General features: G+C 42.4%; 26 protein-coding genes. 12 read left to right on the forward strand and 14 right to left on the reverse strand.

What is annotated here, in order from left to right:
* Positions 1-219 precede the first annotated feature (219 nt).
* Together I8752_RS00015 and I8752_RS00020 are read left to right on the forward strand one after the other, a co-directional pair.
* Positions 220-2,037, forward strand: a complete 1,818-nt coding sequence (locus I8752_RS00015; RefSeq protein ID WP_214430275.1) for a hybrid sensor histidine kinase/response regulator — start codon at positions 220-222, stop codon at positions 2,035-2,037.
* Positions 2,038-2,115: 78 nt separating this feature from the next.
* A complete protein-coding gene (locus I8752_RS00020; RefSeq protein ID WP_214430457.1) occupies positions 2,116-2,688 on the forward strand; it encodes a Uma2 family endonuclease in 573 nt (190 codons plus the stop codon).
* A 198-nt stretch (positions 2,689-2,886) separates the two neighbouring features.
* Here the strand turns inward: I8752_RS00020 and I8752_RS00025 are convergent, their stop codons facing one another.
* The 8 genes from I8752_RS00025 to fdxB all read right to left on the reverse strand — a co-directional run bounded on the left by I8752_RS00025 (position 2,887) and on the right by fdxB (position 9,281).
* Positions 2,887-3,366: an ArsC/Spx/MgsR family protein gene (locus I8752_RS00025; protein ID WP_214430276.1), complete on the reverse strand. Its 480-nt coding sequence runs from the start codon at positions 3,364-3,366 to the stop codon at positions 2,887-2,889.
* Between the two features lie 120 nt (positions 3,367-3,486).
* Positions 3,487-4,098, reverse strand: coding sequence for a cysteine dioxygenase family protein (locus tag I8752_RS00030; RefSeq protein ID WP_214430277.1), 612 nt, complete (start codon positions 4,096-4,098; stop codon positions 3,487-3,489).
* Between the two features lie 5 nt (positions 4,099-4,103).
* Positions 4,104-4,241, reverse strand: coding sequence for a hypothetical protein (locus tag I8752_RS00035; RefSeq protein ID WP_225895364.1), 138 nt, complete (start codon positions 4,239-4,241; stop codon positions 4,104-4,106).
* A gap of 67 nt (positions 4,242-4,308) precedes the next feature.
* Complete coding sequence (locus tag I8752_RS00040) at positions 4,309-4,794, reverse strand: hypothetical protein (protein ID WP_214430279.1); 486 nt, start codon at positions 4,792-4,794, stop codon at positions 4,309-4,311.
* A gap of 159 nt (positions 4,795-4,953) precedes the next feature.
* Complete coding sequence (locus I8752_RS00045) at positions 4,954-5,541, reverse strand: cytochrome c oxidase subunit 3 (protein WP_214430280.1); 588 nt, start codon at positions 5,539-5,541, stop codon at positions 4,954-4,956.
* A gap of 75 nt (positions 5,542-5,616) precedes the next feature.
* Positions 5,617-7,293, reverse strand: coding sequence for a cytochrome c oxidase subunit I (gene ctaD / locus I8752_RS00050; protein ID WP_214430281.1), 1,677 nt, complete (start codon positions 7,291-7,293; stop codon positions 5,617-5,619).
* Between the two features lie 102 nt (positions 7,294-7,395).
* The gene (locus tag I8752_RS00055; RefSeq protein ID WP_214430282.1) at positions 7,396-8,430 is read right to left on the reverse strand and encodes a cytochrome c oxidase subunit II; all 1,035 of its coding nucleotides are present in this window, start codon (positions 8,428-8,430) and stop codon (positions 7,396-7,398) included.
* Between the two features lie 557 nt (positions 8,431-8,987).
* Positions 8,988-9,281 (reverse strand): ferredoxin III, nif-specific, encoded by a 294-nt coding sequence (fdxB, locus tag I8752_RS00060; RefSeq protein ID WP_214430283.1) that lies wholly within the window; start codon positions 9,279-9,281, stop codon positions 8,988-8,990.
* Between the two features lie 1,080 nt (positions 9,282-10,361).
* On the opposite strand from fdxB, the gene I8752_RS00065 reads away from it, so the two are divergent.
* Positions 10,362-11,948 (forward strand): helix-turn-helix domain-containing protein, encoded by a 1,587-nt coding sequence (locus tag I8752_RS00065; RefSeq protein WP_214430284.1) that lies wholly within the window; start codon positions 10,362-10,364, stop codon positions 11,946-11,948.
* On the opposite strand, the gene I8752_RS00070 is transcribed toward I8752_RS00065, so the two are convergent.
* Both I8752_RS00070 and I8752_RS00075 read right to left on the reverse strand, forming a co-directional pair.
* On the reverse strand, positions 11,945-12,100 hold the full coding sequence (locus I8752_RS00070) for a hypothetical protein (RefSeq protein ID WP_214430285.1): 156 nt from the start codon (positions 12,098-12,100) through the stop codon (positions 11,945-11,947). The two genes, I8752_RS00065 and I8752_RS00070, sit on opposite strands and share 4 nt — an antisense overlap.
* Before the next feature lie 65 nt (positions 12,101-12,165).
* Positions 12,166-12,492, reverse strand: a complete 327-nt coding sequence (locus tag I8752_RS00075) for a YkvA family protein (protein WP_214430286.1) — start codon at positions 12,490-12,492, stop codon at positions 12,166-12,168.
* Between the two features lie 285 nt (positions 12,493-12,777).
* Here I8752_RS00075 and I8752_RS00080 point away from each other — a divergent pair, with 285 nt between their 5' ends.
* The 3 genes from I8752_RS00080 to I8752_RS00090 all read left to right on the forward strand — a co-directional run bounded on the left by I8752_RS00080 (position 12,778) and on the right by I8752_RS00090 (position 14,856).
* Complete coding sequence (locus tag I8752_RS00080) at positions 12,778-13,530, forward strand: MotA/TolQ/ExbB proton channel family protein (protein WP_214430287.1); 753 nt, start codon at positions 12,778-12,780, stop codon at positions 13,528-13,530.
* A gap of 45 nt (positions 13,531-13,575) precedes the next feature.
* Positions 13,576-14,247, forward strand: a complete 672-nt coding sequence (locus I8752_RS00085) for an ExbD/TolR family protein (protein WP_214430288.1) — start codon at positions 13,576-13,578, stop codon at positions 14,245-14,247.
* 243 nt (positions 14,248-14,490) lie between these two features.
* On the forward strand, positions 14,491-14,856 hold the full coding sequence (locus I8752_RS00090) for a phage holin family protein (RefSeq protein ID WP_214430289.1): 366 nt from the start codon (positions 14,491-14,493) through the stop codon (positions 14,854-14,856).
* A 75-nt stretch (positions 14,857-14,931) separates the two neighbouring features.
* Here the strand turns inward: I8752_RS00090 and psb29 are convergent, their stop codons facing one another.
* Positions 14,932-15,639 carry a photosystem II biogenesis protein Psp29 gene (gene psb29 / locus I8752_RS00095; RefSeq protein WP_214430290.1) on the reverse strand — a complete coding sequence of 236 codons (708 nt, stop codon included), beginning with the start codon at positions 15,637-15,639 and terminating at the stop codon, positions 14,932-14,934.
* Positions 15,640-15,905: 266 nt separating this feature from the next.
* Between psb29 and I8752_RS00100 the strand changes: the two genes are divergently transcribed.
* Positions 15,906-16,508 carry a chromophore lyase CpcT/CpeT gene (locus I8752_RS00100; RefSeq protein ID WP_214430291.1) on the forward strand — a complete coding sequence of 201 codons (603 nt, stop codon included), beginning with the start codon at positions 15,906-15,908 and terminating at the stop codon, positions 16,506-16,508.
* Positions 16,509-16,556: 48 nt separating this feature from the next.
* Here I8752_RS00100 and I8752_RS00105 read toward each other — a convergent pair whose 3' ends face one another.
* Positions 16,557-16,925, reverse strand: a complete 369-nt coding sequence (locus I8752_RS00105; RefSeq protein ID WP_214430292.1) for an STAS domain-containing protein — start codon at positions 16,923-16,925, stop codon at positions 16,557-16,559.
* Between the two features lie 444 nt (positions 16,926-17,369).
* Positions 17,370-18,416 (reverse strand): oxygen-dependent coproporphyrinogen oxidase, encoded by a 1,047-nt coding sequence (hemF, locus tag I8752_RS00110; protein WP_214430293.1) that lies wholly within the window; start codon positions 18,414-18,416, stop codon positions 17,370-17,372.
* A gap of 455 nt (positions 18,417-18,871) precedes the next feature.
* Here hemF and I8752_RS00115 point away from each other — a divergent pair, with 455 nt between their 5' ends.
* Positions 18,872-19,396: an SRPBCC family protein gene (locus I8752_RS00115; protein ID WP_214430294.1), complete on the forward strand. Its 525-nt coding sequence runs from the start codon at positions 18,872-18,874 to the stop codon at positions 19,394-19,396.
* A gap of 92 nt (positions 19,397-19,488) precedes the next feature.
* Here I8752_RS00115 and I8752_RS00120 read toward each other — a convergent pair whose 3' ends face one another.
* Complete coding sequence (locus I8752_RS00120) at positions 19,489-19,722, reverse strand: hypothetical protein (RefSeq protein ID WP_214430295.1); 234 nt, start codon at positions 19,720-19,722, stop codon at positions 19,489-19,491.
* 20 nt (positions 19,723-19,742) lie between these two features.
* On the opposite strand from I8752_RS00120, the gene I8752_RS00125 reads away from it, so the two are divergent.
* The 4 genes from I8752_RS00125 (at position 19,743) to I8752_RS00140 (ending at position 23,459) form a co-directional block, all read left to right on the forward strand.
* A complete protein-coding gene (locus tag I8752_RS00125) occupies positions 19,743-20,813 on the forward strand; it encodes an Mrp/NBP35 family ATP-binding protein (protein ID WP_214430296.1) in 1,071 nt (356 codons plus the stop codon).
* Positions 20,814-21,023: 210 nt separating this feature from the next.
* Entirely contained in the window at positions 21,024-22,340 is a 1,317-nt protein-coding gene (rodA, locus tag I8752_RS00130) for a rod shape-determining protein RodA (protein ID WP_214430297.1), read from the forward strand.
* Positions 22,341-22,467: 127 nt separating this feature from the next.
* On the forward strand, positions 22,468-22,665 hold the full coding sequence (locus tag I8752_RS00135) for an NAD(P)H dehydrogenase subunit NdhS (RefSeq protein WP_214430298.1): 198 nt from the start codon (positions 22,468-22,470) through the stop codon (positions 22,663-22,665).
* Positions 22,666-22,802: 137 nt separating this feature from the next.
* A complete protein-coding gene (locus I8752_RS00140) occupies positions 22,803-23,459 on the forward strand; it encodes an HAS-barrel domain-containing protein (protein WP_214430299.1) in 657 nt (218 codons plus the stop codon).
* The last annotated feature ends 54 nt before the right edge of the window (positions 23,460-23,513 follow it).

Genomic DNA, 23,513 nt, shown 5'->3' on the forward strand with positions numbered 1-23,513 from the left:
AGATGAGGGAGATGAGGGAGAATGCATGAGAGAACTTTTCATTGCCCTTTAATTCTTTCTCTTCTTCAGATTCCTTTTTCTCGTCTCACCCAGTTTCTTGGCATTTAGTAAAGAAATTTAGATTTTATTTATATTGATTGGGAATTTTAGATTATTTTTAGAAATATGTAATAAATCACAATCTAAATAAGAGTAATCTATATTGCTCCCAGCTCCTCTATGTTAGATACATGGAAGCTACTGATCGTTGATGATTGTGTAGCAGATCGAAAAATCTATCGTCGATTTCTTTTAAGAGATCCGCACCTGTCTTACCAAATTTTAGAGGTAGACTGTGCAGAAGATGGGCTTGCCTTGTGCCAAGAAATGCACTTTGATGTCATTCTGCTTGATTTGTGTCTACCAGATATGAATGGGCTAGAACTCCTCGATCGCCTAAATCAAGAAGTTTTGGATACTGCTACACCAGTAATTATACTGACAGGACGTGGTGATGAAGAAGTCGCTGTGCAAGCGATGAAAAGGGGTGCTTTAGATTATTTGATTAAGCAACAACTCAAGCCAGATGTATTGCAATTATCAGTCCGCAACGCCATCAAGCAATTAGGTTTGCAAGCCCAACTCAGCAAAACTCAGGAGCGTCAGCGTTTAATAGCTACAACCGCACTGCGAATTCGTCAATCTCTTGATTTGGAGCAAATTTTGAATACGGCTGTAGTAGAAGTACAGCAACTTCTAAAGTGCGATCGCGTGATGGTATATCAGTTCGCCCCAGACCTAAGTGGTAAGATAGTTGCCTCCTCAGCTGAATCGGGCAATGTAGCGTTGGGCGATCGCCCAGATATCGAAGGATTGGTTTATCAAAGAGTACCCTCTCATTTGGAGGATCGCATCCAAAATATCTGCTATCAAGAGAGAGCAGAAAAGGAAAATGAGAATTGGGAACTAGGTGAGACAGGGAAAAAGTTAAATGTTAAAGGGCAAGAAGATGAATCTTCGCTTATTCCCTTTTCCTTTTGCCCAATTCCTAATCCTCAATCTTTAATTCCTGGTAAAAGAGCAATTTCTTATGTCTATGAAGCTGGCTTGAGTAATTGTTATGACACCCCAACCGCGCAATTTCATACTAAAGCACATCTAGTAGTTCCCATTAATCTAAGTAACAATGGCAACCTGACTCCTAAGCCTTGGGGTTTGTTGATTGCCTATCAAGATTCCGGGGAGCAACAATGGCAATCTGATGATGTGGAAATGCTCTATGAAGTGTCGGTGCAACTAGCGATCGCAATTCAACAAGCGGAATTACTAGCCCAAACTCAAGCAGCGTTACAGAAAGAAAAGCAACTCAACACCTTTAAATCTCAAATCATTGGCACGGTTTCTCACGAGTGTCGCACGCCCTTAACTTCTATCCTTGTTGCTGCATCAACTTTAGTAAAACACTCTCAGCAGTTAGATGAATCTAAACAACACAGATTCATGCAAATCATTGAGCAAAAAGCTAGGTATATGTCCAAACTCGTGGATAACATGCTTTTAGTTAACCAATTTGAGTTGGATAAAGCCAAGTTTAAGCCAATTCCGCTCGATTTACTGCAATTTTTCTTTGAACTTGTAGAACAAGAGCGAGAAACAGTAGGCGATCGCCACGAATTGATTTTTGAGAGTACTGGGAATAATCAAGGCTTTTGGGGCGATCGCGGACTTTTGCAGCAAATCTTTGCAAATTTAATGTCCAATGCGATTAAGTACTCTCCTAAAGGAAGCAGAGTAGAATTTCACCTGATCGGCAACGACTCAGAAGTGATGTTTTATGTCAAAGATCGGGGAATCGGTATACCGCTTGCAGACCAAAAAAACTTGTTTCAATCTTTCTGTCGTGGAAGTAACGTTGACACAATTCCTGGTACGGGTTTAGGACTAGCGATCGCTAAAGCTTGTGTAGAGTTACATGGTGGCAATATTACCTTGTCCAGTCAAGTAGGACAAGGAACTACAGTTACAGTCAGCTTACCAAAGCGATTTACTACTAATTGAGTGGGTAAGTGAAAATAAATATATCTAAATCCAGAAATGTTAGAACGCATAAAGCACTTACCAGTGACAAATAATGCTATGGTTGCAACTAGACCCCTACTTACACTGCAAGAATTCCTTCGACTACCACAAGGAGAAGGAGATATTACCTACGAATTAGTAGATGGGGAAGCAAAACCAAAGATGGCTCCAAAAAGGTTTCACTCCAGATTAACTCTTGCTCTTAGTCAACTTCTAACTCCCTGGGCGAAAGATCGCGGTGAGGTTGGTATCGAGTGGGCAATTACCTTAAAACGTCAGGGTCGTGACTGGGTTCCAGTACCAGACTTACTTTATGTATCTTATTCTCGCCTTCCTAGTGACATCATTGAGGATGAAGCTTGCCCAATCCCTCCAGAATTAGCTATTGAAATTACCTCTCCTGACCAAAGTTTTGGAGAAATGAGTGCAAAAGCCACAGACTACCTTGATGCAGGTGTAATGAGAGTTTGGGTAGTAGATGCAAAAGCTAAAACAGTCACTATTTTCTATCCTGACGCGCGACCTCAAACAAAAAATGGTGCAGACAGTTTAGAAGACTCCCTTCTCGAAGGACTGCAAATTACACCGCAACAGATTTTTCAACAAGCAGGAATTATAGCAAAGTGCTGAGTCCTGAGTGCTGAGTCCTGAGTAAAAACCCAGTTGCTTTAAGGCTTTGAGCAATCAAAACTGTCCTAAAGGGTGTGGCTACGGCTATACCTGAATCGTCAGTACTAGGATCGAAATCAAAACTGCCATGTTAATCAGGAGTTGACATGGCAGCGATTGAATTAATAAGAAATTTGTGCCTTAACAGCGCCTCTTGGTCTAATGATGGTTACAGCCACCTTTGTGATTGTGGTGATTGTCGTGGTGATGACCATTACCGTGGGCACAGCCTTGCAAATCTTTGCTCATGAGATTTTCGCTCATTTCTTGGAAGGACTCATCCACAGGTTTTAAGCCAATCCAAGCATCAATCTTTTCGACATCAAAGCCTACCTCACGGCGATCGCCTACTTCTAGTAAAGGACGGCGGATTAATAGAGGCTCTTTCAACATCAGCAACAAAGCAGTTTGTTCATCAGTGTTTTCGGGAACCACCTCACCAGATTTTACCCGTGGAGCAGAACGATTAAACCATTCGGCTACAGAGCGATCGCCAAAAAATGAGCGTAAACGTTCGGCTGTCCAAGGTTCTGTTAGTAGGCTGTACGCTACCACTTCATGACCCGCAGCTGTTAATAAAACTTTTTGCCTAGTACCATTTTTACAGCCTGGTTTTTCATAGAAAATTACTCTTGCCATTCAACTGCCTCCCAATTATTAATTCGTAATTACAACCACTGTCGAGATGCGCCATAGCCTGTTTTTACATAGATTTTGATTTTGGAGTTTACGCAGTTGAAAAATGTTGTAAGCATGGTGTTAAAACTTTTTAGCACTATGTTTAACTGGATCGAACTCGAATCTTTCTTTCGGATCGGTTTCCCCATAAACATTAAAAGTCACAGTTGGTTCGTCGCCTACTGCTTGTACGCAGTGAATTGCCCCAGGAGTGAAGCTGACAATATCTCCTGGCGACAGAATTATTTCACCAGTAGGTTCTATTTTGTCCTCTGATTTGGGGTTGCGATCGCGTCGCCAAAAGGTATTTTTTTCCTGACCTTTTAACACCGCCACTACTCCCCAAGTTCCATGATTATGAATGTTCGATCTGGTTCCCGGTGCAAATGTTACCGTTTGCACAGTTAAGGGAAAACCCAACTCATCATATAGGAGTGAAACAGAGGTTCCCGTTTTGGCAGAAGGCTCTAAATATTGACTTCTTACCCAGTAGGAATTAACAATCAAACGCCTGACTAACATCATGATTTCTGGGAGACGACTAGATTCATCCTCCACACCATTGAGAACATCTTCTACTTCAGTTAAAAACCGATAAAGACGATAATTCTCTCTTAGTAAATCCCATGCTCTGACAGATTTGCAGGCTTGATAATCACCATCTTCATTTACCAGCCAATCCCTACCTTTCATAAACTTTAAAATCTCAGTTGAGAAGATTGTGGTAAAAGAAATACTGGTGCGGGATAAAGAGAGCCGACATTACTATGATTGGGGATGGTGATAGGAGATGCAGGAAAAGTAGCAGGGAGAGGATTACTCGGAAGGTCAGACATAGAAAAAGGTTGATAGAGAGAAAAACTACTCATGACTGTTGATTGTTACTTGTTGATTGTTGACTAATTAATCATCATCTTCTGCTGGACGCGACAAAATATCCAAAAGGATTCCGGCTCCAAAGTCATTCTTTTTATCAATTTCTTTGACTCTGGCGCTGATTTCCTTGGCTCGCTCGATTTCCCCTAACTTTGCCAATACTAATCCAGCAGCAGCATAAGCATTCAAGTACAATCTGATTTGGGGTTCTTCTCGTCGATTAATTAATATCGGCTTCAGTTGCTCCCAGTTATCAGAGAAATGCTCTTGTTCTTTAATTTTATCTAAAACTTTAACTGCTGTTTGTAGTGCAAGTGAATAATTGTTTTTATAGTAGAAAAATCTATATGCTGCTACTAAAACTTCTGTATTTCCACCAGATATAGATAAAGCTTGTTGAATATACTTTTCTGAATCTGAGGTGTTTTCCCAGTTTTGTGCTGCTAAGATAAGTAATTTTTTGATATCTTCTGGAACCTGAAACCAGGAGAATCGATTGGCATCAACTTGCATAATCTTTTGGGGAACTGGGGAATTGGGGACTGGGAAATAAGCACAGGAGCAGGGGAGCAGAGGGGCAGACGAGAATACGCAACTCCCCACTCAGCACTCCCCACTCAAAACTCTTGTACAGATGCGATTAATCGCGTCTCTACTCCTGACTCAGCACTTTTAAAACAAAGTGAGAATGTACACTAAGGTGAACAGAACAATCCAGATGATGTCTACGAAGTGCCAGTAAATTTCTGCCATTTCTATGCCAGTGTGTTTGGTCGCAGAATAGTGACCGGGACGACGCGATCGCCACAATACTCCTAATATCAATAACAGTCCCACGAAAACGTGCAAACCGTGGAAGCCCGTCATGATGTAAAAGCAGTTGGCGAAAACGTTGGTGGTTAGACCATATCCTAAAGTGGCGTATTCATACGCCTGACCGAGTAAGAAAATTGCCCCCATGATTGCGGTAACGATGTACCACCGCCGCATTCCTTTGACATCATTCTTTTTAATCGCCGTATCACCCCAGTGAATGACGAAACTGCTGGATACCAGAATGATGGTGTTAATTGTCGGCAATAATAGTTCTACTTCGGTTCCTTCTGGAGGCCAAACCACTGTACTGCCTCTAAAGAACAAGTAAGTGGCAAAAAATCCCCCAAACATCAAAGATTCTGAGACGAGGAATGTCAACAGTCCCCATACTCTTAAATCTGGATGGTGTTCTTCGTGATGTTCGCTCGTGGTCGCTATGGTCATTTGGTTGACCCTCTAAATAAATGTCCAACAAAGGTGAAAGGGCGGGCAGGATGCCCACCCCACAAGATTTTTTAACTAAGCACTAACTTCTGGTGTACCTGCTGGCTGTACTTCGGAGTGACCGTAGTCGTAAGGGCCATGAGTGACAACGGGTAACACTTCCCAGTTTTCAATGAGGGGTGGCGAGTTGGTTGTCCATTCTAAGGTCAAAGCTTGCCAAGGATTATCACCCGCTAGCTTACCTTTGCTCCAACTGTAGATGACGTTGATGGCAAAGGGAATTACCGATATCCCCAAGACAAATGCACCAAAGGTACAAAGCTGATTAAGGTCGATAAATTGTGGGTCATACATGGCAACTCGTCGGGGCATTCCTTGTAAACCCAACTCGTGCATGGGCAAGAAGGTGAGGTTTGTGCCGATGAGTGTGAGGACAAAGTGAATCTGACCCCAAGTTTCATTCAGCTTGCGTCCGGTCATTTTGGGGAACCAGTGATAGATACCGGCATAGATGCCAAACACGGAACCGCCAAATAGAACGTAGTGGAAGTGTGCCACTACATAATAGGTATCGTGGACGTGAACATCAAAGGGGGCTGTTCCCATTGTCACGCCGCTTAAACCGCCCATAACAAACATGGACAACAAGCCAATAGCAAAAAGCATGGCAGTTGTAAAGCGGATTTTACCACCCCACAGAGTCGCAACCCAGCCGAAAATCTTCACGCCAGTGGGAACGGCAACGATGAGGGTAGAGATGGTGAAAAACATCCGCATCCAACCAGGTGTGCCGCTGGTAAACATGTGGTGTACCCAGACGAACAAACCGACGACGCAGATTGCCAAACTTGAATAAGCGATCGCTTTATAACCGAAAATTGGCTTACGCGCGTGAACGGGAATCACCTCGGACATGATGCCGAAGATGGGCAGAATCATCAAATATACTGCCGGGTGAGAATAGAACCAGAACAAGTGTTGGTAAATAACAACGTTACCGCCTGCATCTGGTTTAAAGAAGGAAGTCCCAAAGTTGAGGTCAAACAACAGCAGTATTAAACCGGCGGCTAACACTGGTGTGGAAAGCAGTGCCAAAACTGAAGTTGCTAGGATTGCCCAACAAAATAGAGGCAGCTGATCCCATTTCATGCTGGGAACCTTCATCATCAGAATGGTGATCACAAAGTTCAGCGAACCCAAAATTGAGGAAGTTCCCACCAGAACGATCGCTAATATCCACATTGTTTGAGCGATGGGCGCTGTCACCAAACTCAAAGGTGGGTAAGCTGTCCAACCTGATTGCGAACCACCAAAGATGAAACTACCTAGGATGAGCGCCCCAGCTGGCGGGTTTAACCAAAAGGCGATCGCGTTCAGCTTCGGGAAAGCCATATCCCTAGCACCAATCATTAGTGGCACTAGATAGTTACCAAATCCCCCAATGGCACTAGGAACGATCCATAGGAAGATCATGATCGTCCCGTGATTGGTCATGAAAGCGTTATACAGATTGGGGTCTAGCACATCTGCCTCTGGTGTTGCCAGTTCAGCACGCAGAGCGATCGCCATCAGTCCGCCGATCAAATAGAACACAAACGCCGTCACTAGGTATTGGATACCAATAACTTTGTGGTCGATATTAAACGTGAAGTAGTCGTACCATTTCCACGCCTTAGGATGGGAGGTGTGGGCAACCGTTGGGGGTTTATTTTCTTCTGGTGGCGTGTTCCGTGGAAATTCTACTTGTGTCATATTTTTGTCCTTTGTCAGTTGTTAGTTGTTAGTTGTCAGTTGTTAGTTGTTAGTTGTCAGTTGTTAGTTTTTTACTACTGACTACTGACTAATGACCACTGACTATTGACTACTGACTAATGACTCTAGAATTGCTGCACTAATCCCCATATGATGGGCGTGGGGAGCAAGAAACTCTGATGTTGATAAGTCGGCTGGATTGACCCTTCGGGTTCGCGAGTTCCCCATCGCCGGAAACCGCCAAGACGGGGACTCGCTCACTGCAATGATTTGCTGCGAATCTTGTTTTTGAGCAACCTGATTTTCACTCAGCCAGCTATCAAACTCTTCTGGTGTGTGAACAACTACTTGTGTCCGCATAGAACCGTGATAACCGCCGCACAATTCAGCACAAACTACGGGATATGTACCGGGTTTGGTGGCGACAAATCGCAGTTGGGTGGGGATACCAGGAAGCGCATCTTGCTTTAACCGGAAATTCGGCACCCAAAATGAGTGAATTACATCGTCTGCGGAAAGGTTGAGTAGCACGTCAGCACCAACGGGAACGTGCAATTCTCCAGAACTGATGCCAGTTGCGGGGTAGTTAAATAGCCAAGCGTATTGTATGCCTTTAACATCTACAACTAAGTCGGCTGGTTTACCTAGGGTTTTGGGAGTCGCACCAATACCAATTTCTGGGGCTGTTGCGGGTTTTAAGGAATCATCCAAGGTAGCCGCGATCGCGCTTCCTGTCATCTGAGCAGTATGCCTCGGTAAATGAGGATGACTCCCAGGCTCAAACCCTCCCATTCGATTAAAAACATCTACACTGTAAATGCCTAAACACAGGACAATCACTGATGGGATTGCCGTCCAAAAGATTTCTAGAGGAACGTTACCTTCTACTCGCACGCCATCGCTATCATCTCCTCGACGGCGACGATACTTGATCAAAAAAAGTACAATAGTTCCTTCTACAACCAGAAACAAAGCAATGGCGATGGTAAACATAATGTTGAAAAATCCGTCTACCAAAGGTGCTTGTTGCGATGCTTGTACTGGTAGTAAAGAGTGGGTGTGACCAATCCAAATGCTGATAGCTGTGACTACTATCCCAGCGACCAGAGTCCATAGTGAAACAGGAATTTGTTCCATATATGCTACCTGCTTTGTAAAACGTCTTTACACGTGTGATTTTCTGGTTTTAGGTATTAGCTATTAGGTATTAAGTCTTGAGAAAAATTCATTTTCTAATTCCCAGTCCCCAATCCCTAATCCCTAATCCCTAGTCCCTATTTTTGGCAATTGACTTTTAGATTTTCACAGGGCAGCGTTTTTTATTTTCACTTATTATTTTTCTATCTCACACTTATAAAAATTGGGGGAATTTTCCAGATTTTTTCACATCTTTCCCCCCAATTGTTCGCCATATATTTTAACTCCTATAACAAAGGAGCTTTTTGGTTACAAACCAGTTAATTTATACAAGAGTACACCGTTAGTCTTAATATTGACCAACCTATATTAGCAGCAAGTATGATTTTGTTAATAACTAACAATTTGTGATTTACGGTTCTGTTTACTACGAACTTTGTGTTGAGATTCGCTAAGTATTTATCGTTCCCCTCTAATTACCTTGCCTAGTGCGATCGCACTTTCTTCTAACAGTGCCTCCTTGTAAAAAACACAACTGCTAAAAATCCCAAAAAACCTTAATTGTTCAAAGCCGCATGGGTGTAGCAGTTCTTAGGACAAATCCGCGAACAAGCTTCACAACCAATACAGTTTTCTGGAGTAGCAACGACCATTACTTTCCGTTCGATTTCTTCATCATCTTCATCTTCTACAAATTCTCCTTCTTCGTTGAGTGCTTTCAAATCCAACACACTATAACCACAGACTTTCATACATCTGCCACAGCCGATACATTTGTCTTTGTCAATTTCTTGAGCAAATTTTGGTGTCCAAGTCTTACCACCAAATGTCACTCCTGTTAGTGTTGCCATAAATAACTCCTTGGCAGTTATGCCTACAATTTTGTTGGTGCTTCGATCATCATCCTAACCTAATCTCATTCTCTTGTTTTGATGTCAATCAACTAATTTTTAACTAATCAAATTTTGATGACTTTTTAGAATATTTTTCTGATTTTAGATGTTTTAAAGGTTAAACAAAAGTTTTTATCAATAATTATTTAGTCATTTTTCTTACTAAGATACTTATTTAACATTCTTCCATTTAAATAATTTATTCCTTGGAGTTCCCTGATAGCCAAGCCATTGAGATATTAGGAGTTCTGATAAATAATTGGTGGGCAATTTATAATCGGTAGGTCTTTATGCTTGGTAATAAAGACATATTTCCGTACAGACAAATCAATCGTTGTTAATTATTCATGTACAAAAATAGCAACTCTCTAAATAATGACATTGTTTTTCAAGTTTTCAATTTGCACAAAACATGCGATTGCAATAGTATTACAATATACATTTTATAAATTTATCTAGGAAAATAGCACATTTGCAGCCGAGATTAAACAAAGCAATAATACTCAATTTTACTTTTATTTATTTGTCTCTATAATTGCGCTCAAAACAGTAATTATCTTTTGATATTAATGTTACTAAAGCAGATTATTTAATTCCTGAAATAAATGTAACGTTTATGGCAGAATATTAAATAGCATTAAATATTAAAATTATTAATAAATCAGATAAAATTCACCTACAATAGGCGTAGATACTCGTTAAAAAGCTTTTGGGTAAGAATTCTCAGTCAAGTAAAAAAGGTTAGTAAGCTAAATATTTATTCAAATATAAAGAAATATTCCTAAGCTCATTGCGAACAAACTTATTGAAATCTTTATGAAATGTATAGTTAATAAAGAAGTGATATTAGGCTCAGTTTAAAAGCCTGAAATAGCTTCCAGTTGGATGCGAAGTCTGAAGATGAATGTGGGGAATGATGACAGCAAGAAAAATTTTTTCTTGCTACGGAGATAATGTGGTAGCAAATGATGAATAAGAGGACACATCCAGGGGAAACCTGAGCCAGACATCTCAACGATTAGAGTGGGAACTAGCCCTATGCCTTATACAATTCCTAACAACAGTTGCGTTGGATGTGACAACTGCCGTCCCCAATGTCCTACGGGTGCAATCAGACTAGAGAACGATGAATACTGGATCGATCCTTGTCTTTGTAACAACTGCGAAGGCTATTATCCGGAACCGCAATGTGTAATAGCTTGTCCGACAAATTCTCCGATGCCTTGGCAGGCGAAAAAAGGAAGATGTAAAGTTGAACCGAGAGATGCTACCAGCCCAGATTTATTTTCCAATGGGAAGAATAACCCATTTGCTTCCGCGATCGCAATTTGGGAAGCTTGCAACGTATTGGCACAACGTACATCCCTCAACTGGGAAATTGATGCTGAGGGTTACTTATGTTATGGACGACAAGTCAAACAAGGTCGAGGAGCGATCGCCTTTCACATCCAAGATCCCTTTAAAGTTAGCGATCGCGTCACAGACTTAACAGCCATCGAAGAGCTTGACATTAGAGCTGCTAGCATTCATTTGATCTTTGCCGCCCATGCTACAGCCTTAGAGCAACCTTGGCAAGAAGAGTTTGCGATCGACGAACGCCAAATCGAAAAATATTTAGGCTTAGAGAAACGCAAAGACCTGAGTAAAAATGCCAAGTTAGCTTTAATGAAAAACATTGTACAGCAAGCTTGCTCGCTAATTGTTTCCATTGACTGGCCGGGGCAAGGTCGAGTTCAAGGATTCTCAATTAAACAGAGTCGCTTGTGGCACTTAGTAGATATTCAGCACCACTTTCAAGAAGATAAAATGGGGTGCAAATATCTAGTTGGACTAACTTTTAAAGTGAGAGCAGGAATATGGGCGCAATATTTCTTAAATAAACAAGCATGTAAACAGCGAACTGCATTTTATCAATACGGTAGTCTGCCGAAAACGCTATTAACTACTGTAATGAGCATTTGGCAGCAACATGAAGGAGCAGTCAGACTTATGCTGTGGTTGCTGTTTAAAACCAAAATGGGTAAAGAACAACGCATCACTGTTCCTACCTTGCTACGCATCGCTTACGGAGAAGAAAAAGTCGCCCTGGCTGCCAGACAAAGAGAAGAACGCAAACGTTTGCTGCGAACATTTGAAAACGATCTAGAAGTTCTCAATCATCTTGGCATTAAACCAATTTTCGATCCTGTAACTTACCCAGCAGAAATTCAACCATTATGGGCTAAGTTAATGGGCATTCCTGAAGATCCAGATGAAGCATTGGAATTTTGGATCAATGATGCTGGTGGCGAAAACCGTCTCACAGATTCAGGCCCCCGTGGTAAGTGGAATCTATTGATGAATGCGCGGATTTTATCTTTTGAATTACCACCAGAATGGGAACAAAACTCTGAATCTGAAAAAAGGCAGCGGCGAACTATCAAGTCCAGAAGAAAGCCCAAAATTACAGGTGATTTGCTTGGCGAACAAATTTTACAGGCGCGGCAAAATTTAAAACTCTCCCAGCGGGAATTGGCAAAGCTCACAGGTAAAAGCCAAAGCTGGATTCGAGACGTAGAAAATGGTCGCTTAAAAGCCAAGTTAGAAGACCAATTACTGTTGCGAAAAGTTCTAAATATTGCTTAGAGGACTTCCAAATAAAAGCTGGCTTCACAGTCATCAACAGCTAGTGCTGTGCGGTGAATCACCACTGCAAACAGAAGTTGCCAGGAGGGCTGACCGCAGGGTAGCAAGTGGAGCGGTTTCCCTCCAAAGCCATTAACAAATATCCCCTGCATTGCAAGCTTATCTCTGAGCCAATTGCAAAAGCAGGGGTTTTTTAAATTTTATTCGATTGGAAAAACTATTTAACAGAGACAGCATCTACATCAATGGTGTTTGCGTTGGAAGCAGAAGCCTCTGACTGATTGTCTGAGTGATTTGGGTCTTGACTATTCACATTACCTTTGCGAGCCTTCCAGCCTTCAATCACTAGTCCAGATACTTCAGAAACTAGTAGTGTCATCAGGAAAACATCATCAATCTGTCCCACAATAGGTATAAAGTCTGGGGCGATATCAAATGGGCTGACTAGATAAACTAGTGTTCCTAAAATAACCCACCAACGGTACTTTGGATTACGAAGCAAATTGCGATACCAAGTGTAAAGCGATTGGACTGAGAATTTCATTTTTTAGCCCTCTAATTACTTTTAATTTTGACAAATTATACTAAAGATTTCTGGTGGGAATAACCGCCCATGTTAGTCTGGAAGACGCTACTCGTAAAGAGTTAGAGAAAAAAGGGGAAAGGTTTAGATATTCCCTTTTCCCAAGCGTTCCCCCTGTTTCCCCATCTTCTGACTGCTTACTTTATTCTGCGATTGGGCACAAGAATATGGTAATTGTGCATTAATCTCTAGAATTAAAATGCTTTGGGATATTTGTTCTAACAATGCAGGGAGGAAACTTAAGAAATGGATATTTTAGATTTGTTTTATAAGGGCGGGCCAGCGATGTGGCCTTTGCTTGTTCTGTCAATACTGTCTTTAAGCGTGATTTTCGAGCGTTTGTGGTTTTGGTTGCGAATTTTAACTCAGGAAAAGGAAATAGTCACTCGCGTTCTAGATGCTGCCCGTGATAATTGGGAAGTAGCTGCGGAAATGGCTAAACGAGCAACAGATCAACCTATCGGGCGGTTTCTCTATGCGCCTTTAAGCCTGCGTAATATTGATAGTGAAACCTTTCGACTGGCGCTGGAATCCACAGCCGAAGATGAATTAGCTGGGATGCGGCGGGGCGAAAAACTTTTAGAAGCCGTGATTGCCCTAGCACCACTGTTGGGATTGTTGGGTACAGTTTTGGGTTTGATTCACTCTTTGCGGTCAATTCGGATTGGCGATTTAGGAACAGAATCCACAGCTGGAGTGACAACTGGTATTGGTGAATCCTTAATTAGTACGGCAACAGGGCTAATAGTTGCGATCGTGAGTTTGGCATTTTACCGCTTGTTTCAAGGCTTTTTAGTCAACCAAGTCAAAGTATTTCGTAAGGCCGGGAATGAAATGGAATTGCTTTACCGTCAGTCGCCGCCTAATTTTAGCAATAGTACATCAGTAATAGCAGAGGAAACTTCACGCAACAGCTTCAATCCGCCCCGGAAGCGAGGTAAAAGCACTTTTCCCGAACCTCCTGCACCTCCAAATACTCCAGATTCATTAGAATCATAGTCAATTAATGTTAGATACATCCCAAATTATGCATAGAGTCAGACAATGAAAGTTAATCTACATACTCCAATTGAAGAAATACAAGTTCAGATTATTCCTTTAATTGATGTCGTTTTTTGTATCCTGACGTTTTTTCTGTTAGCAGCTTTGCAATTTACTCGCCAACAGGTAATTAATGTTGATTTGCCTAAAGCCAGCACAAGTACAGTCGCTAGTGCAAGCTCACAAAATGCCAGTCAGATTGTCACTATTGATGCTGTTGGTAATACTTACATAGAAAAACAACTCGTGAGAAAAGAAGAGTTGGCGCAGAGATTAAAGAAGTATCTCGAACAAAATCCCAACGGCATTTTAGTACTAAATGCATCGCGTACAGCTACTTACAATGATGTGATTGAGACTTTGGATTTACTCAGACAAGTAGGAGGCGATCGCGTCTCTCTAGGAATTATACCCGGCCCATCGCAATTACCCACATCACCTATACCTACTAATCCCAATTTTCCAGTAAATCCTGAAAACATACCTAATACTGTTCCAATTCCTGGAATCAATCCCCAAGGCGAGTTTAACCCTAACTTGCCTTCAAATCCTAATCAAGTTCCCTTACCCACAACACCCAGCCTACCACCAACAAATCAAGGTGTTACTCCCATCGTTCCCAGTACACAAGTACCTCAAGTACCTACAAAAACTAATCCCGTTCCTCAAAGATAAGATATCAGCTTTGTGAGTTACATTAATACCCCACCCGCGCGATCGCGCGGATGGGGTGTACCTCATATACTTGCAAGATGCTGTATTTAAATTTTTTCCTAAAACCTAAAGATATAAGAAATAAATTCTGGCTAGATAAAAAAAACTGCTAATTTACAAATAACTTGGTTGAGCTTCAAAGATTGTCTATCACCAAACTGAGTGTACCGCCAATTGCCATTTGCGTTTCAGGGGTTATGGCTAATGAATGAAATTGTTACGCTTTTAATTGTTTGGATAGTAACATCTATCAGCTTGTTAATTATTAGCAAGTTGCCTTTGGGAGTTGAAATTGACAATCCCCAAAAAGCATTTTTATCTGCTGCAATACTGGGTATTGTCACGGCAATAGTCAGACCGATTTTACGCCTAGTATTTGCTGTACCTAATGTGCTGACATTTGACTTACTATCTAGCATTTTTACCTTCATGATTGCCGTTGTTTGTTTTAGTATCGCGGCTTGGTTGGTAGAAGGCTTTCGCTTGCGTTTCGGTATTTGGAGTGCTGTACTAGGGGCATTTACACTCACTCTCATCAACAGCTTAATCTACAGACTATTGGGTGTATAAAGTTAAGAGTGATAAGTAATGAGTTATGAGTTGTTAATAACTCCTAACTCTTAATTTCTAACTCTTAACTTTTCACTATTCGTTGGCAGTTGGGGGAGCAACTGGGGCAGTTGATTGTTGTTTGCGCTGTTCGCGTTTTTTGCGATCCGCTGAGAGCATATCTGCCATTACTATAAGTGCTTGTGCCATCTTGTCTAAGTTTGAAAGGTATAACTCCAAATCTTTGTTGAGTTTCTCTTCTGAAAGCTTTAAGCCAGCAGCGACAGTTTTTAAAGCCTCAGTGCGTTGCTTTTCATCTTTGACTAATTCTGGATTTGAAAACTCTAGCAACGAGAATAAACCTATTGCAAACAAGCGACTGTATTTAAAGTTAGGATTATTAGCGATCGCTTGCAGTTGTGCTTGCAGGTCAGGATCGCGATCGAGATTTGTAGTTTGGCCGAGCCACGCTGTTAAATCATTTACTGATAGACTTTTAGCTAAATTTTGCAGCCGTTCAGCTTCTTGTCGATAGCGTTGTGGTTCCTGCTCTACAGCCTGACACAGGGCGTTAAAAATCGATTCTTTATCCCCCTCTGGTTGGTAGCCTTGCATGAAGCGGTCAAATGATGTGACGACACCCAATGCATAAATAGAATTGTAGCTAAAGTCAACATTGACTGATAGCAGATGCATTTCCACCATCAGTTCTTCCACAACCCGACGATAAATTGTGTTAATCGGTCGAGTGTGAAGGGAGTAAAAAGTTCGCTTTGTATCAGAGACGGTGCGGACGTTATTCACAAATAAAAAGAAAATGTTAAGCGCGACGTTATATTATTCTCTCCCTTAAAGGCGACTTTGCCAAGTTCAGGTTTCCGAACACGAGCTACTATTTCAGGAAACTCCAAAAAACTAATTAGTTCCCAGTCATACAGTTGACAGTCAATAATTACAAGTGGAATATTTTTTATTTGCAAGTCCTTTAACTAGTAGTATGAGGGGTGTGAACCCTCTTTGCTAGATAGCTACCCAAAAATTATGATTGATTGTGATTATGTATCGCAATTATGAGCTTTTCACCAAATTTAAGAGCTTTAGGTGAGTACCTAGCAGGTGAATTTGATAATCAAGAGCAAGCATTGGCAGAGCCAGTGTGGTTCGTCCACTTGCGGATGTGGCAAAGACCAGTAGATTTATTTCGAGAAGATAGCATTACCTTGTTTGCCGAACAAGCCAATATTCTTAACTTAGACCGTCCATATCGCCAGAGAATTATGCGGCTAATGCCAAATCAAGACTCTGGTTCGATCGTAATTCAGTACTATATGCTTAAAGATCCAAGTGCCTTAAGTGGTGCAGGTTGTAATCCGGCTTTACTTAAGACACTGGCGATCGAGCAATTAGATTTACTACCAGGTTGCATTCTCACAGTTACTCAAGAGATACTAGCTCCCAATAGCTATAAGTTTGCCGCTACTCCACTTCCAGAAAATCGTTGCAGCTTTACTTATCTTGGCAATAGCATACAAGTTTCCTTGGGGTTTGAAGCCACGACAGCAGAATTTCACAGCTACGACAAAGGAATTGACCCAGAAACTGGCAAAGCCACTTGGGGAGCGATTATCGGCCCTTATCGCTACACTAAGCGAGAACAGTACTCTCTATTTTAAATTTCAAATTTTGGATTCTACTGTAATTTAAAATCTCAAATCCAAAATTTAGCTAGCGATACTACGAGGTACACCTTCTAAAGCTTCATCCTCCGTTTCAAAGATTTCAAATACCGTATCCATCATCGTAACTTCAAACACAAGTTTGGCTTCTGGATGTACATTACAGATGCGGAAACTGCCCTTGACTTTATCAGCATCGCGCATCCCAGCGACCAAAGATGTCAGCCCAGAACTATCAATAAAATTTACTTGGCCGAGATTCACAACTACATGGCGACTGAGTTTAGAAATACATTCCTGTAACTTCAGGCGAAATTGCCAAGCCGTGGTGATATCAAGGCGACCTGCTGGTGTCAAGACAATAACAGTATTACCATCTTGGGTTGTATAAGTTGTTTGTTCTATCTGAATCACTAAGCCTCCCCGTGGCACTCATTTTAAAATTGACTGCTGCTGGATTTAATCTGGGATTGGTGAGTCGATAGACTTGCTTTTAGGCAATTTTTACTTTCTCTAAGCCAAAACAATCTCCGGAGAGTTAGTAAATGAGTTGACTCACCCCTTCCAAACTTAATTCAGTGCTAACACTTGAGATTAACAAGCGACAGCTAAATTTGTCACCTTTTTTGCTAGGTGCTTACTTTTAGTAGTTTAACTCACCAAAATAGTGCTGAGTAACCTTGTAAGTACTTAGTAGGGATTGGGGATTGGGAACTGGGGATTAGGGATTGGGGATTGGGGATTGGAAGACAAGGAGACAAGGGGAAGAGGCAGGGGGCAGAGGGGAAAAATGAGAAAAATATTGTTCCCTATTCCCTTGCCCAACTGACCACTGACAACTGACAACTGACCACTGACTTAGCACTCAGGACTCTTGAAGTTTAGCCAATCTTGAGGCTTGAGGAAGGTTTCATACAATTCGGCTTCTGGAGTATTGGGTTCTGGCTGATAACCGTATTCCCAGCGTACTAAGGGTGGTAGGGACATCAAAATAGATTCTGTACGTCCGTTGGTTTGCAGACCAAAGATAGTGCCTCGGTCATAAACCAAGTTGAATTCTACATACCTGCCCCGGCGATAGAGTTGGAAATTCCGTTCGCGATCGCCATACTCGATTTCATGTCGCCGTTGTACAATTGGCACGTAAGCTGGCAAAAATGCTCTGCCACAGCCTTGAACAAAGGCAAATAAATCTTCCCAATTGCGTTGCTCTGGTGCGCCCACTTGGTTGCTGTAGATGGCTGCTTCTCCGTTGGGGTTGGGGCCGCGATACAAATTACCCTGACCATCTTGATAATCCAAAAATAGACCGCCGATGCCGCGTGTCTCACCCCGATGCTTGAGATAGAAATATTCATCACACCAGCGCTTAAACACTGGATAATACTCTGGGTGGTGTTGATCGCAAGCCTGCTTCAGCGTTTTATGGAAATGGGTAGCATCCTCGGCAAAGGGATAATAAGGTGTTAAATCAGCACCGCCACCAAACCACCAGACTGGTCCTGCCTCAAAATAGCGGTAATTTAAGTGGACTGTCGGTACATAAGGATTGCGCGGATGTAACACTAATGAAGTGCCTGTAGCATAGAAGCCGTGTCCGGCAGCTTCGGGGCGCTGGGCTAAAATTGATGCAGGCAGATGAGAACCCCAGACTTCAGAAAAATTTACACCTGCTTGTTCAAATATTGCACCATCACGCAACACGCGCGATCGCCCTCCACCCCCTTCTGGACGTTCCCAACTATCCTCATGAAACTTACCTGCACCATCGATTTCTGCCAAAGCTTGAGAAATTTCGTCTTGCAGCTGTTTCATAAACTGACTGACTCTAGTTTGAGCATCAGTTGCTGGCAAAGACTTGGAAGGTACTGCGTCTACAGTGGGAGTGTGCGAGTTGGTCAACATAAGATTCCCGAACCTAAATTACAATTTCCGAAACGCCACAAATTTTTAGTTTAAAAATTTGCGGGCAAGACGAGCCAACAATCAGGCTCAATTTGCCCAGCCTAATTTTTTCTTAATGGTCAAGCATTTACAAAATTGATGGGCATGATTAGAGTTATTTTCCCTCAAATGCGTATAGGCTTGTATATTGACTGAGTTTTTTTTGAATTTCTTGATGGGATTCTGGTGTCAACGTCAGACTCTGGCGAATTAAAATACGAGCACTCTCTACTTTAAAGCATCAAGGTACGGACTGAACTGTTCAATGGTGTTTCACGAGTCGAGGTTTAAATTCAAGAGCGATCGTGTTATCCTCTATGCCTAATCAGGGTTTGCCATGCTGAGGGCAAATTAGAGAAGTGCGATCCAACCATACCAGAGTTACCAGCAAGTGTGTAACGAGGAGGATTAGGCAAATGCTAGGCTGTTTATCTAAATTCATCCACCGCAAACGTCGGCGGTTTTGCGCTTCTCTGGTACGGACGTATCGAGAAATTAGTTCTGCTTCTGTAGATGAACTCTGGCTGAAGGTAGTTGACTTAACAGACGTTTCCTGGCATCCACAGCTCAAAAGTACCAACGTTCCCTACGGATTAGTACCCAAACCCGGATTGATTTACCAAGCGGTGACGCGCTTTTCACCGTTTCCCATCCGCATTTTCGTAGAGCGTGTCAATCCCAGAGAAATGCTGAGTATTCGAGTACTAGCGATTCCAGGTGTCGAGGAACGGATAACTTACCAAGTAGAATCCACAGTTTGTGGCACTTGCTTATCTTATTCTGTAACGCTACGAGGTTGGTTGTCTCCACTGATTTGGTCATTGTCCCGTCCTTACGCAGATCGTGTAGCGCGCTCATTAGTCGAAGCAGTAGAAAAAGCCGCATTGCAAGCAGTCTCAGGAAAGAAAAAATCTCTTAACGATAGTTGTTTTGATTTTTAGGGAATGGGGATAAGACAGCAAGGTAAGAAAATTTTAAATGATGTTGACTCATCCTCAATAGCAAATCTCTAATCCTTAATACCTAAAGAAAGTTAAGATTCTATTAGATGATAATGAAAATTTTTAAGTTTCATTACGGCGATCGCAGTAAAAATACTAAGCGATCGCTCAACTAATTTGCATCTGGTGACTAGCCAAGACGCACGTGGTGATGTCTTCTCTACCCTAGCCTTCTCCTCTGGAGACGCTAACGCGAACGACAAGCCGCGCCAACAAAGCGCGTCCACAGGTTCTGCTTTAGCAGTACGGGTAATGCATTTATTCATTTTTAATTTTGAATTGTTTTATGTACAACGTCCTCGATTCGCGCTCTGTGTTAGAAGTGTTGCGACCAGTGCAAGACCCAGAACTCCGCAAAAGTCTGGTAGAACTGAATATGATTCGCAACGTCAAAATTGAAGGTGGCAAGGTAAGCTTCACTTTGGTGTTGACCACACCCGCTTGTCCCTTACGTGAATTTATCGTTGAAGACTGTGAAAGAGCTGTTAAAAAATTACCAGGCGTTACAGATGTCAGTGTAGAGGTGACAGCAGAAACACCCCAACAAAAAAGCCTACCCGATCGCAATGGCGTTCCTGGTGTCAAAAATATTTTGGCAGTTTCCAGCGGCAAAGGTGGTGTTGGTAAAAGTACAGTGGCTGTTAACGTCGCAGTGGCTTTAGCGCAAACTGGGGCGAAAGTTGGGTTGCTAGATGCCGATATTTACGGCCCCAACGATCCCACTATGCTAGGGCTGGCTGACGCTCAAATCGTCGTCCAATCCACAGAAAAAGGTGAAGTTTTAGAACCTGCCTTTAATCATGGTGTCAAATTAGTTTCAATGGGCTTTTTGATTGACCGAGATCAGCCAGTGATTTGGCGGGGGCCGATGCTCAATGGAGTGATTCGCCAGTTTCTCTATCAAGTGCAATGGGGAGAACTGGACTATTTGATTGTAGATATGCCACCAGGAACCGGAGATGCTCAGTTAACTTTAACCCAAGCAGTACCGATGTCAGGAGCAGTAATTGTCACTACACCGCAAAACGTAGCGTTATTAGATTCGCGCAAAGGCTTGCGGATGTTCCAACAACTGCACGTCCCGGTGTTAGGGATCGTAGAAAACATGAGCTATTTTATTCCCCCAGATATGCCAGATAAGCAGTATGACATCTTTGGTTCTGGTGGTGGCTCAAAAACAGCTGCCGAGTTGGGAGTGCCTTTATTGGGGTGCGTACCGCTAGAAATTTCTACGAGAGTTGGCGGTGACAATGGTGTACCTATAGTTGTGGCCGATCCTAATTCAGCTTCTGCTAAAGCATTAAAAGCGATCGCTCTTGCTATTGCTGGTAAAGTATCAGTTGCAGCCCTGACATAAGAAATTTTTAATTTCTGTCTGATTCCTAGGCAAGAGCCTAGGAATACAGATTATTACATAGTCGAAATCAAGCAAGATCGAGGGTGAAGTATAAAATTTTCATCCCATCCTGTGGTAATTCGCTACGCATTTACAGCCTTCATCCTTTAAACTTAAAACTTCTTGAGTCAATAAATTTAATTTTTCAAAGCTAAAGTCTACCATCGCACAATGTTATTAAAACGTTCGGTCCCGAAAATTCGCTGGAAGTATTGGGTTAAACCCTGGCAGCAAGTAGATTGGCTATTATTTTGTTTGCCCATTGGTATCAGTATTTTTGGCGGCATCGCAATCCTGAGTACAGAACTGAAGCAGCCAGTAACCGACTGGTGGTGGCACTGGTTAGTAGCTGGCATCGGTACTTTGATAGCTTTGTTTTTAGCTCGTTGCCGTTACGAAAACCTGATTCAGTGGCATTGGGTAACATACACACTAACAAACTTCAGCCTGGCGATCGTCATGCTGGCTGGTACTAGTGCTAAAGGAGCACAACGGTGGATTAATATTGCTGGTTTTAACGTCCAACCTTCAGAATTCGCCAAAGTTGGGCTGATTATCACCTTAGCAGCTTTATTACATAAGCGGACTGCTGCTACCATACCCAACTTTTGCCGTGCTTTAGCATTCACCGCTCTGCCTTGGCTATTGGTGTTTATTCAACCTGATTTGGCAACATCACTAGTATTTGGGGCAATAGTTTTAGGGATGTTGTACTGGGCAAATGCTAACCCAGGTTGGTTGATACTGTTAATTTCTCCAATAGTAGCTGCCATTTTGTTTGGTACATCTTGGCCTCTATCAGAACCATTAGTAGTGTTCAAAGAAATAGCCCTAGGACCATTAGGGTTAATTTGGGCAATTGCTATGGGAATTTTAGGTTGGCAGACTCTGCCTTGGCGGCGGTTTGGGATTGCTGGGATAGGTGCATGGATACTCAACATGCTGGGTGGCGAATTAGGTGTATTTGCTTGGAACCACATTTTAAAAGACTATCAAAAAGACCGACTAACGGTATTTCTTCGTCCCGGACACGACCTTTTAGGTGCTGGATATCACCAAAATCAATCTCGCATTGCCATTGGTGCTGGTGAAATTTGGGGATGGGGTCTATTCAAGGGGCCGATGACACAACTGAATTTCGTACCCGAACAACATACAGACTTTATTTTCTCCGCAGTGGGTGAAGAATTCGGTTTTGTTGGTTGTTTGTTAGTCTTGTTTGTCTTCTGCTTAATTTGCTTCCGTTTGTTGCACATAGCTCAAACCGCCAAAGACAACTTTGGCTCATTGTTAGCTATTGGCGTTTTGTCGATGATTGTGTTCCAAGTGATTGTCAACGTTGGTATGACTGTTGGGTTAGCACCCGTGGCAGGAATTCCCTTACCTTGGATGAGTTACGGTCGTTCTGCAATGCTTACCAACTTCATTGCTGTAGGAATAGTAGAATCGGTAGCAAATTTTCGACAAAGACAGAAGTATTATTTATAAGTTAAGAGTTAGTCGTCAGTGGTTAGTGGTTAGTAGAAAAATAACCGACAACAAAGCAACTGACAACTGACAACCAACAACTGACAACTATTAAGCTATTAAAAGTAAACAAGCGAGGGTAAAAATCATGATTCTGCCTGGAGCAACTGTTCGCGTCAAGAATCCCGCAGATACCTATTATCGCTATGAAGGACTCGTGCAACGAGTTAGTGATGGCAAGGTAGCTGTACTATTTGAAGGTGGCAATTGGGATAAATTAATTACCTTCCGCCTCTCAGAACTGGATCTCGTAGAAACCACAGCGGGACGTAAAAAAGCGAAATAGAACAAGAGTCAATAGTCAGTGGTCAGTAGTTAGTAGCTGACAACTGACCCCTACGGGTTCGGCAGTTGCTTCAAGTCGGGAAACCCGCCCAACGCACTGCCTCACAACTGACAACTGACCACTGACAAAGAACCAAGATGCGCCTTCCATTACCACAGTTTGCAAATAGCGATCGCCACCCCAACCACATTGCGGAGGTGATTGAAACTACTACTACCGAATTTTTAGCACAGTGTTTGGAACCGGAAGACTTGAGCTTCCCTCCCATGCCACCTTTTGGTAGTTGGGTTTGTGCTGTGGATGAAGAGTCAGGCAATCAAGTTTATGCTGTGGTGTATTATGCCACGACTATGCCAGTAGATTCCGTGCATAGAGCAGTGGCTCTGGGGTTGTCGTTGCAAGATTTGCGCGAGGAACAACCCCAGATATTTGCCATGCTGAAGACTGAATTTCGGGCGGCGATCGTTGGCTTTGAGCAGCCGTCCCCGATACTAGGTGCGAACCAAAGAGTGTATCAATATCTACCACCCCGTCCGCCGCAAATCCATCAAGCTGTTTATCGCTGCGAATCAGAAGCGATAATTAAATTCACTGAAGAACTAGATTTTTTGCGGACATTGCTTTCTGTAAACAGTGCACCAGTAGAATCCTTGACCGCAGCAGCTATTCGGGAAATTTATCAGTTACGCAAAGCTGACCGACAATGGCTAATTAAAGCTGGGCGTACTCTGAGCGTACTGTTGAAAGATGACTACGATCGCTTGCGGTTTATATTAAGTCAAATCCACCCATAGGTAGTTAGTTGTTAGATGATTGCCTAGGTAGTGTAAGTTCAGATTTTTTTTCCT

This window comes from Dendronalium phyllosphericum CENA369, assembly GCF_016056275.1.
Classification (GTDB): domain Bacteria; phylum Cyanobacteriota; class Cyanobacteriia; order Cyanobacteriales; family Nostocaceae; genus Dendronalium; species Dendronalium phyllosphericum.

What these genes read in the sequence shown, in the direction of transcription:
- I8752_RS00080 (WP_214430287.1), top strand. Translation starts at nt 12,778, where the DNA reads ATGGATATTTTAGATTTGTTTTATAAGGGCGGGCCAGCGATGTGGCCT.
- I8752_RS00020 (WP_214430457.1), top strand. Translation starts at nt 2,116, where the DNA reads ATGGTTGCAACTAGACCCCTACTTACACTGCAAGAATTCCTTCGACTA.
- I8752_RS00025 (WP_214430276.1), bottom strand. Translation starts at nt 3,366, where the DNA reads ATGGCAAGAGTAATTTTCTATGAAAAACCAGGCTGTAAAAATGGTACT.
- I8752_RS00125 (WP_214430296.1), top strand. Translation starts at nt 19,743, where the DNA reads ATGTACAACGTCCTCGATTCGCGCTCTGTGTTAGAAGTGTTGCGACCA.
- I8752_RS00045 (WP_214430280.1), bottom strand. Translation starts at nt 5,541, where the DNA reads ATGACCATAGCGACCACGAGCGAACATCACGAAGAACACCATCCAGAT.
- I8752_RS00015 (WP_214430275.1), top strand. Translation starts at nt 220, where the DNA reads ATGTTAGATACATGGAAGCTACTGATCGTTGATGATTGTGTAGCAGAT.
- I8752_RS00100 (WP_214430291.1), top strand. Translation starts at nt 15,906, where the DNA reads ATGAGCTTTTCACCAAATTTAAGAGCTTTAGGTGAGTACCTAGCAGGT.
- fdxB (WP_214430283.1), bottom strand. Translation starts at nt 9,281, where the DNA reads ATGGCAACACTAACAGGAGTGACATTTGGTGGTAAGACTTGGACACCA.
- I8752_RS00040 (WP_214430279.1), bottom strand. Translation starts at nt 4,794, where the DNA reads ATGCAAGTTGATGCCAATCGATTCTCCTGGTTTCAGGTTCCAGAAGAT.
- I8752_RS00135 (WP_214430298.1), top strand. Translation starts at nt 22,468, where the DNA reads ATGATTCTGCCTGGAGCAACTGTTCGCGTCAAGAATCCCGCAGATACC.
- I8752_RS00140 (WP_214430299.1), top strand. Translation starts at nt 22,803, where the DNA reads ATGCGCCTTCCATTACCACAGTTTGCAAATAGCGATCGCCACCCCAAC.
- rodA (WP_214430297.1), top strand. Translation starts at nt 21,024, where the DNA reads ATGTTATTAAAACGTTCGGTCCCGAAAATTCGCTGGAAGTATTGGGTT.
- I8752_RS00075 (WP_214430286.1), bottom strand. Translation starts at nt 12,492, where the DNA reads ATGAAATTCTCAGTCCAATCGCTTTACACTTGGTATCGCAATTTGCTT.
- I8752_RS00065 (WP_214430284.1), top strand. Translation starts at nt 10,362, where the DNA reads ATGCCTTATACAATTCCTAACAACAGTTGCGTTGGATGTGACAACTGC.
- I8752_RS00030 (WP_214430277.1), bottom strand. Translation starts at nt 4,098, where the DNA reads ATGAAAGGTAGGGATTGGCTGGTAAATGAAGATGGTGATTATCAAGCC.
- I8752_RS00070 (WP_214430285.1), bottom strand. Translation starts at nt 12,100, where the DNA reads ATGCAGGGGATATTTGTTAATGGCTTTGGAGGGAAACCGCTCCACTTG.
- I8752_RS00055 (WP_214430282.1), bottom strand. Translation starts at nt 8,430, where the DNA reads ATGGAACAAATTCCTGTTTCACTATGGACTCTGGTCGCTGGGATAGTA.
- I8752_RS00090 (WP_214430289.1), top strand. Translation starts at nt 14,491, where the DNA reads ATGAATGAAATTGTTACGCTTTTAATTGTTTGGATAGTAACATCTATC.
- I8752_RS00035 (WP_225895364.1), bottom strand. Translation starts at nt 4,241, where the DNA reads ATGTCTGACCTTCCGAGTAATCCTCTCCCTGCTACTTTTCCTGCATCT.
- ctaD (WP_214430281.1), bottom strand. Translation starts at nt 7,293, where the DNA reads ATGACACAAGTAGAATTTCCACGGAACACGCCACCAGAAGAAAATAAA.
- I8752_RS00085 (WP_214430288.1), top strand. Translation starts at nt 13,576, where the DNA reads ATGAAAGTTAATCTACATACTCCAATTGAAGAAATACAAGTTCAGATT.
- I8752_RS00115 (WP_214430294.1), top strand. Translation starts at nt 18,872, where the DNA reads ATGCTAGGCTGTTTATCTAAATTCATCCACCGCAAACGTCGGCGGTTT.
- I8752_RS00120 (WP_214430295.1), bottom strand. Translation starts at nt 19,722, where the DNA reads ATGAATAAATGCATTACCCGTACTGCTAAAGCAGAACCTGTGGACGCG.
- hemF (WP_214430293.1), bottom strand. Translation starts at nt 18,416, where the DNA reads ATGTTGACCAACTCGCACACTCCCACTGTAGACGCAGTACCTTCCAAG.